Here is a 9465-nt window from a genome sequence, read left to right as displayed (position 1 = left end):
CGGGAGCGTGGTTGTAGTGCTTGGTAGCCACCTTCTCGATAGCGGTGGAGTAGTTCGCGGATCCAGCGGGTGCTGACGTTAAAGAGTGCGGCGGCATCTTTATGACTCATGCCGGTCGCGAGGATGGTTTCGACGATGACTTTGTTGGAAGTGTGTTTCTTGCCCATGCTCTATTTTGGGCGGAAGTATGTCTCGCTACATCCTAAGGTGGTGCGTGTGTCCTCATTGTCCCTGTTGGGGTGGTTGTGTGAGAACAGCGGAACGATGTTGTGGCACATCAGAGCCTTGAGGGGCGGAAGGATGTCGTGAGACAGAGCGGAACGATGTCATGGAATCAGACACCTCAGGCCGCACGATGCCAAGACCGGGAACCGGAAGGTTTCCGGTCTTTCGCGTTGCGCATGGCCGGGGTTGTTGGGGGGGGGGTAATAGATCGTTGAACAATCTTGTAAGTAGCTAAACGTTAGCTATATATTTTCTTGTTGAACATTCAGATTCCGGATGTCATCGTTAACACCTAACAAAAATTTTCTCAAGATTAGGTGTTAAGTCATGAAAGGTCTTATACCTATGAAGAAAACTGGATTTATTCGTTCAGCTAGTGCTGTCGCTATTCTTGGCCTATCCCTGTCCATGGGGGGAGTAACAGCTGTCGCGCAAGAAGCTGCTCCCGCTGCTGTCATCGATGAGAATAGACCGGTAACCCTGACCATCGATAAGCGTCTCAACCCCACCAGCATCGGCGAAGCCGGTTCCGGTACGGCAGACCCCAACGTAACCGGTAACCCACTGAAAGGTGCTACCTTCACCGGCACGCTTCTGAACGTTGATGGTGTCGATGCCTCAGAACTAGGCACCCTTACTGCTCGCAACTACGCACAGAAAGGCGCTACTCTTACCCAGACGACAGTTACGGGTACCACTGGAGATAACGGCCAACTCAAATTCGAATCGGGAACATCTGCACTCGCACAGGGAATCTGGCTATTCGAAGAAACCATTGATGGCCAAGTTACGGATGTCGAGACCAATAAAACGTATCAGGCCTCTGAAGTAGCCCCTTCCACTCCATTTATCGTTTCCCTTCCATATACCAACGCTGCGGGCGACGGGTGGAACTATGACGTTGTAGTCCAACCCAAGAACACCACTTCCGGCGTCACTAAGGAAGTCAAAGACGCGGACAAGAACGTTGGGGGGACCATTGAGTACGTGGTCCATGGTAACGTGCCAGTCATTCCAACGGGTGAAAAACTCAAAGGTTTCCGCATTACGGACCAACTCGACACGGAAAATCTTGACAATATTGAGGCTAAGGTAGCACTGTCTGATGGCACGCAACTGGTTAATGCTGATTACAACTTGAGTATTAATCAAGGAACAGGTTTGGTCGAATTGTCTTTTACGAACCTAGACAAGCTTTCCGGATTGCCTGCGGGAACCACTGTTGACCTCACGATTACCGCCACGGTGAAGAAGCTGGAAGGCACCGACGGTATCGCAGTCAACAAAGCGAAGCAGTTTGTGCATTACCCCAATCAGGATCAAGAACGCGAAACCGAGTCTAATGAGGTTAAGTCCTACTGGGGTCAGGTCAAGGTAGTCAAGACCGAGGAAGGCTCTGAAACTCCACTGAAGGGTGCGGAGTTTGAGCTTTACCGTTGCACCGGTGACGATCCGCAGGCTAACCAGTTGCAAGAGCAAGACAAGATTACGATCGGCGAAACCTCCAAGTGGACGACCGGTGATGACGGAACAGTTCTGATCGACGGCATCCATGTCACTAATATCGAAGATGATTCGACGAACATCGATAAGTCTTACTGTTTGGTGGAGACTAAAGCACCGCGTGGATTCGTGGCGACCAGTGAGGTTCACAAGTTCAAGCTGGTTTCAAAGGATGAAACTTTGAATACGCAATCTCCAGTTCAGTATGAAGCTAACATTAAGAACACTCGCTCCGAGATGCCACAGTTGCCTTTGACCGGTGGCATGGGTATTGGCTTGTTGGCCGCTCTGGCAGCACTGGTTGCAGGATTGGCAGCCTGGTTCGCCCGTCGTGCTAGCTCGAAAGCTTAATTCGAGAACCTGTTTCCTATCCTCATGGATTTGATTTATGGGGATAAGGGCTTTGGGTTGTTACCCACCATCATAAAACCCACGTCACGGATGACTAGATAGGATTAATATGGTATTGCGTGCCGCTGATGCTAAGGCAAAACCCAAGCATGCTGTGGAATCGTTTAACCGCAAAGTATTACCGGTAGTTATCCTGGCCGTGGCAGCAATTCTACTTCTGCTATACCCGGTGGTGGTTACTCAACTCAATAACTGGGAACAAATGCGTACAGCAGATAAATACTCCCAGGAGATTGATAACACCGATCAACAGTTATTGGCAGACCAATTGGCATCGGCACATGAGTACAACCGCACGCATTCTTCAGGGCCAATTCTCGATCCATGGTTGACCAGAATTTCTGAGGATAACGAGGATTATCAAGCGTATTTGGCTGAGTTGGATGCGCATGATGTTATGGCGCGACTTGTGGTTCCATCTGCGGATATTGATCTTCCCGTTTACCACGGCACGAGTGAAGACGTTCTGCAAAAAGGCGTGGGTCACTTATACGGTTCGGATTTGCCCGTCGGTGGTGAAGGTACCCATTCCGTACTAACAGCGCATACAGGCTTGGTAAATGCCTCGCTGTTCGACACCCTCACTGACGTCGAAATGGACGATCCGATTTATGTATCGATTTCTGGCGAAAAAATGAAATACCAGGTCAATGATATTCGCGTCGTACTACCGCATGAGACTGACTCGCTACGCCCAGAGGCGGACAAAGACCAGGTAACCCTAATTACGTGTACCCCGTATGGTGTTAACTCACACCGACTATTGGTGACTGGGCAACGTGTGCCATACGACGAAGAAGCAGGCGATGTATTCAAATCGCGTGGTTTGACGTGGTCCTGGTGGATGTGGGCTTTTATTGGGGCAGCGGTTCTGCTTGTGCTGCTTACACTCGCTTGGTTAAAGAAGATGAACCGTAAGCACAAAGAAAAATACAGCCTGCCGTCGTTAATTGAGCAGAATTAGTCGTGTCGCGAACACAGACAGCCCGCCGCAGTGTAAGAAGTCAAGGATAAAAAGATGAAGACAGAGAAGACGCCTCTCCGCATAGTGCGGAATTTCGTGGCAACAGCCTTTACCCTGCTGCTGATTTTAGGCGTTATACCTGCTGCAACTTCTGAGTTCACAGAATTTTCGACGACTCCTGCCGCGCACGCGCAGGGGACCATTCAGGCTCCAGTTACGGTCACACGCGTCGAACTTCAAAGTCCACCGAACTTTACAATTCATATGTCTGCGTCGCAGGCAATGAAAATGACCCGTTTGGAAATTGCTTCGCGCACAACACTTGCAACTAGGCCTGCTGACAGGATCAAAGGTCTAACGGTTAACGGTGAATCGCTGCCGACTAACCGGATTTCTTCCACGGGCAACTCCCTATCCGTCGAGTTCGGAAACGAAATCGAGGTCCAACCAGGGAGCCCGATCACAGTTTCATGGGCAGCGGGTGAGAGAAAACGCCCTAGCCAGTCGAGTCTAAGCGTCACCATGGAGGGCATTGAAATTGGCATGAATCCTCCCGTTGACGCAGGCCTGCTTAACGGAGAAGATATGGCCCCGATTACTGAAGGAAATCCAGTTTCCGGAGCAGGCTTTAGCACCATTACAAATCGCCGTAGGTGGGACGAGTGCAGCCAAAATAGCGGTTTGCTGTATGCAAAGACCTGGTGGGACCCCAGCCCGGAGACGGCAGAGCAAGGTGGTGTGGATGTTGTTGAAGTTGCGGTTAATGGTGTCTCGAACCTTAGTGGGAGGATTAATGTTAATGATCCGAGGTTAAAACTTCGCTTTGGTTCTGATAATGATGGTTGGCAGGAACTGCGTAAAGATGAAGACTATACGCTGACTGTCAGCGGGGGCAGCGTTTATTTCACTCTGAAGACGACACAAAACCGCGCGCCTCTAGCTCAAGTTTCTTATGATGTAGAGACATATATTCCTCTGCGCGATTCTGCAACTGGATGCCGGGTTAACTTGTGGCACAAGGAAGAAACCGGTTCACAAGACAATCACAACCCTGTTTTGTCTGCTAGTCATCGTGAGGTTCCAAACTCCCGCAGATATGATCAGTGCCACCATAACAATGGTCTATTGTTTGCAAAGACTTGGTGGGATAAGAAATGGGCAACCACAGAGCACGGCGGTGTGGATGTTGTTGAAGTTGCGGTTAATGGTGTCTCGAACCTTAGTGGGAGGGTTAATGTTAATGATCCGAGGTTAAAACTTCGCTTTGGTTCTAATAATGATGGTTGGCAGGAACTGCGTAAAGATGAAGACTATACGCTGACTGTCAGCGGGGGCAGCGTTTATTTCACTCTGAAGACGACTAATAGGCGGCCGTCCGAAAAGCAAGTATCATATGATGTCGAGGCGTATATTCCTCTGCGAGGCAGTCAAACTGGATGCCAGATTATCATGTGGAAAGAAAAACCACAGTGGTTTAATCCAGATGCCGGTAGCATTGACTTGACCGTAGGAGAAACTCCAACCACTGAGCTTCGCGGTTGGCTCCCGGAATCGCTTCCGAATCCCACCGCAACGCCACGTTGTGGTGCAAAAATTGCCCTGGTATTCGATACCTCTGATTCGCTTGGCCGCAATAATGCTATCGGTGCTATATCAAGTGTGGAAGCAGGGCGGAGAGTAATCGATGCGTTGGAGGGCAGTGGAAGCGAGATGGCCATATACAATTTTGCCTCAGCTGCCAAATCTGTTCCGGATATGTCGACTGATACGCTGAGTTTGAACGATGCCGATAGCGTCAAGAAGCTTCGTAACGCAGTCACTTCTTTGACTCGCCCTTTCACACGCAATGGGCGTGGTGGAACGAACTACGAAGCTGGTTTGGGGCAGGTGCCTAGTGGCGAATTCGACACAGTATATTTCATCACAGATGGCCTGCCTACAACGAGTAGTCGCGACTACCCTTATGGTTTCGATATTGGCAATCTCATTAATCAAAGTGATTTATCCGCTGCAGTAAAAGAAGCTAACAGGCTTAAGAACTCAGGCACCCGGATTGAAACGATCATGGCGGGTTTTGAACCATTTGATGAATATATTCTCAAAGATGATTACTTCCAAGTGGCCTCAGTTGAGCATCAGAAAACGCCGGCGGTTTCAGGGGTGACGACGGGTATAGCAAAACCATGGCCTCACCTCGAAGGAATTGGCTATCCTAGCTATTATGGCCAGGCAGATTCTGTACGTGAACTAGTCACAACAGGCGAAATTACCATCAGGGATACTCCCGACAGGTACAAAGCTGTGAAGTATGACATCACGAATCAGCCAGAAATTTGGCGCGCGGCAGTGCGAAATACTAAGACAATCGCGTCTGATATTTCCAGCCCTGATGCTGTTACTACAGTCGCTCAATTCACCGACCTTGCAAAAAATCTTTCAGAGCTCGTGCTGCAAAATTGCTTTGGAACGCTTAGCGTGACCAAAAAGATTCAGAATGACGATGGAACATTGACCCCAGGTGCCGACTGGACTTTTACGACCACAGTTGATGACCAGCAGAATGTCATTATCGACGGTGACGATCGTAAATCTAGCGTGACAGATGTCACGGACCAAAATGGTGATTTCGGTCGATCAATCGATCAATCCGGCAGAAGAGGTTACTCAGTTAACGTTGTAGAGCAGCAGCAGAGTGAGTATACGCTGCAAAAACAAGGTGATAAAAATGCCGTCTGTACAGCTCAAGTCTTCAAAGGCGAAGGCAAAGGATGGGAAACAACTAAGCCGAATCTAGTGAATATCGATGATGGGCGAAACCCTGGTTTCCGCGTCGATATTCCATTCCGCGGAAATGTTCACTGCACTATTGTGAACGCCAAACAACTAGACGTTTCGATCACCGTGCAAAAGGTTGATGCAGCGGATAAATCTGTGCCACTCGGGGGTGCAGAGTTCTTGGTCAATAAGATACCGGCAGCGGAAAGCTGGCCACGTACAATCACTGAGGGAACGCGGACTGTGTCAGGGCTCAAGCATGGCGAGACATATGAGCTCATTGAAACCAAAGCGCCCGAGGGCTACCAACTGTTGACGAAGGCAGTGCGATTTAGCATCCAACGTGGTGAAAAAGGGCCGCAAGTCGTCCTGGAAGGTGGCGAACAACAATACCCGCAAATCAAAATTAAGCCTAATGAAGCAAATAAACAACAGGCTGAGTTCATTATGCAAGTAGCGGATATTCGAAAAGGCGACCTGCCATTGGTAGGAGGAATTGGAGTTGGTTGGATGGCATTCGCAGCGGGAATTGTCGCTGTTGCTGCAATTTTCCTAGGGCGTCGCTCTCTGAGCTAAGCAATGAGATGGCGAGCACGGCATTGACCACAATGCGATCTCGGCGTCAGCAGCTGTGCAAGAAAACAGAGAAGGTTCGCGTGGAATTACAAGAAAGGTATGTGCTTGTGAAAGTAACTACGCCGGGTAGGCGGCAGAGTGCTCAATAAGTTCTGTAGTGCTTGTGTGGCCGCAGCGCTGACCACGTCTGTCGCGTTAGCGGCACCTATTGCCGAGGCACACGAGCGGGTAATCACCGGTAATGATAAAAATCTTTCCGCAGAGACTATGGAAACTGGCCGTGCTCAGACCTTAAAGATCAGAAAACTTGCCCCGAATCCGTATGATGAGCTTTTGCCGGGGGACAAGCCATTTGGTGGTGTAGAGGGGCTGACCTTTCGTCTCTCCAAGGTGCAAGGCCTAGACGTCACCACCGGATCTGGACGCGAAGCAGCGAAGCAATTCGATGTTGCTCGCGCACGGCAGGCAGGGTTTAGTGAAACTCGGGAGAAAAAGACCGATGCCGGAGGTCTGGCTGTATTCGATAATTTGGGCCCTGGGCTATACCTCATTGAGGAATTTGCGCCGGACGACGACCACGATTGGCGTTTATCCAGTCCACGGTTGGCGCTCTTGCCCTTGGGCGATATAACTGGCCGGGAATTTAGTTACGAGAATGTGGTGGTCACAAAACCTGACCCGGGTGGCACTCCGCCGCGGACCCCAGAGACTCCGACGAACCCTGATACACCTCCACCTTCAACGGATAAGCCGGGCGATGACCCCGATGACAGTGCGAAAAGTCATGGAACGGATGGAGCACTGGCAATCACCGGTGCAAACATCGCGTGGGCACTGGTAACCGGCGTAGTGCTGATTCTTCTTGGTTTCGTACTCATACGCCGTCGAAAAGAGCAGTAGCTAACCAAATATTTTCGTGGCACCCAATCCTCTCGTCATTTATTGGCGTTGGGTTGTGGTGCTTTTGGCTTATAGGCGGGGGTCCAAAGTTGTTTGATCTTGAGTTGCGTAGCCAAACAACACATTTGAGTGCTGGCACAAGGATACAAATTACCCGAATTCTAATATTGAATATTCTGAATAGAACCTGTCATTTAACTAATTTTGTGTCCTAAAACGATAATGCCTGTGACCAGCACGTTTGGGCTGTGTGAAGTTGTCTTTTTGGCTTGTTGATGAGCATTCCAAAACTTTAAGATTCCTTTTCGGGTAACCACGTGGGGTGGTTATTAGCTGAAACAAGTTCATATAGACGCTGTCATATAAGGCTAGGAAAGAACTCTGCTTTGACAAAGAAAAGCTATTGTTCCTTTGAGTTTTTTAATGTGTGCTGTCTGTATCGGGGTGAAAGGACCTCTCATGGCAAAAGCTATTGCTAAACCTGTCGCGCTTGCGATTGCAGCGGGCATCGCACTTGGTGGCTCGTTTGGAGTTGGCTCGCCAGCTTTCGCGCAGGTCGACAATGACCAGGAATCGGTTGTCGAAGAATCATCGCAAGTTCTGCCACACGCATCGGCGATTCCCGATACCAAAGATTTCTCTCTGACTCTGCACAAGAGCTTGAATCCACGTATTCATGGTGAAGCAAGTGGTAACGAAGACCAACACGTCAGCGGCGAACCGCTTAACGGCGCACACTTCCAACTGCAGAAACTGCACGGCAATATCCGCGAACAAGCTGGCTTGAGTAACCTCGCAGCAGTTGCCGATGAATTTAACCGTGCACGAGGTAATTGGCGGGGCAACGGTGGACTCACGACCCCTCCTTTGGATGAAAACTTCCAGACACGCACCGGCGTGACCGGCGGAGCTGGAACCGATGGTGAGCTCAAATTCAGTGACTTGGAACCGGGTGCCTACTTGGTGACCGAAACTCAGACACCTACGCCGGATGGAGCGCAAGGATTCGTAAAATCCAAGCCGTTCATCGTTCTGGTTCCGACTGTAAACGAAGACGGATCCGGCTGGGAAAAGAACGTTCACGTCTACCCGAAAAATTCTTCTGTCAAGGTAGGGAAAGAAGTCATTGATGAAGATAAGCACGCGTTGAACGATTTCCGTGATCCCGCTACCGCCCAACTCGGATATGGCCTAACCGCACATGTTCCAAACGTGGCTGAGGGAGATTTTCTGAGCGAGTTTGTCGTGCAGGACTCCTACAATAAGGACGAATTGGGTATTGATAACGACCTGAAACCGCTGGTATACCGCGTGCCTGGTGGAAACGGTCGGCCAAAGTTGCTCAATCCGGCAACCTATGAAGTGCAGACCCAGCAGCCTGTAGCAAGCAATGCACAAAACTTGCCTGCGGACGCGAATGAGTCCTTTAAGATTGCCATAAACCCAGAAACTGCGGAGCTAGAGAGCGGGGATAGCGTTTATGTCGCATATCAAGCGACACTGCTGAATGCGAAAGACCAAGATATTGAGAACGCGGTTAGCTCCTATGGCGCTATTACAAGTGGGGATGGTGCCCAGCGTTTCGAAACCCCGAACGACAAGGTCGTTACCTATATCGGTGATGTCCGAATCCACAAGGTAGATCAGTCAAACAACGAGCGGTTCCTGGAAGGCGCAGATTTCGATCTCTTCCGTTGCGATGCTCCAGATAAGATTATTCAGTCTGGTACCACCGACGACAAAGGCCAATTGACGTTCTCGGGCATCCACGTCAGCGACTGGGTCAACAACGAAGCTCCGCAGGAGGGCGTTGAGTACTGTCTGCAGGAAACTGATGCGCCTTCCGGTTATTTGCAAACCCGCGAAGAGCCATACCGTTTCTATCTAAACATCGACTCACGTGAATTCGTTGACGGAAGCCAAAATGGTGAGACCATCCGCCGGGTCTCGATGACAATCGAAAACATTCCGGATACAGATCGTCCGCTGCTTCCGAAGACCGGTGGCATGGGTATCCTGCTCGTCACACTGCTTGGTCTGGGAATCATCGGCGGTGGTGTTTACGCTGCTCGTCGCAACTCCGCCACGGCTTAGTAGCTCCTAGGAGCTCG

The 9465-nt window shown here is 50.1% G+C and carries 6 protein-coding genes; 5 read left to right on the top strand and 1 reads right to left on the bottom strand.

Going from position 1 to position 9465, the window contains the following annotated elements:
- On the bottom strand, positions 1-167 hold a 167-nt coding region (locus O146_RS12000; protein WP_035000824.1), incomplete at its 3' end, for a helix-turn-helix domain-containing protein.
- A 403-nt stretch (positions 168-570) separates the two neighbouring features.
- Here O146_RS12000 and O146_RS0110470 point away from each other — a divergent pair.
- From O146_RS0110470 to O146_RS0110450, 5 genes are all read left to right on the top strand, one after another.
- Entirely contained in the window at positions 571-2079 is a 1509-nt protein-coding gene (locus tag O146_RS0110470) for a SpaH/EbpB family LPXTG-anchored major pilin (protein WP_027018435.1), read from the top strand.
- Between the two features lie 109 nt (positions 2080-2188).
- Positions 2189-3103 (top strand): class C sortase, encoded by a 915-nt coding sequence (locus O146_RS0110465; RefSeq protein ID WP_027018434.1) that lies wholly within the window; start codon positions 2189-2191, stop codon positions 3101-3103.
- A gap of 54 nt (positions 3104-3157) precedes the next feature.
- Positions 3158-6454, top strand: a complete 3297-nt coding sequence (locus O146_RS11995) for a vWA domain-containing protein (protein ID WP_155896276.1) — start codon at positions 3158-3160, stop codon at positions 6452-6454.
- Between the two features lie 138 nt (positions 6455-6592).
- The gene (locus tag O146_RS0110455; protein WP_155896275.1) at positions 6593-7354 is read left to right on the top strand and encodes an LPXTG cell wall anchor domain-containing protein; all 762 of its coding nucleotides are present in this window, start codon (positions 6593-6595) and stop codon (positions 7352-7354) included.
- Positions 7355-7813: 459 nt separating this feature from the next.
- Positions 7814-9448, top strand: a complete 1635-nt coding sequence (locus O146_RS0110450; RefSeq protein ID WP_027018432.1) for a SpaH/EbpB family LPXTG-anchored major pilin — start codon at positions 7814-7816, stop codon at positions 9446-9448.
- Positions 9449-9465: the final 17 nt, after the last annotated feature.

This window comes from Corynebacterium pseudodiphtheriticum DSM 44287, assembly GCF_000688415.1.
GTDB classification, from domain to species: Bacteria; Actinomycetota; Actinomycetes; order Mycobacteriales; family Mycobacteriaceae; genus Corynebacterium; species Corynebacterium pseudodiphtheriticum.
The sequence above is the reverse complement of the archived record's forward strand: the minus strand, read 5'-3'. Positions and strand labels throughout refer to the sequence as shown.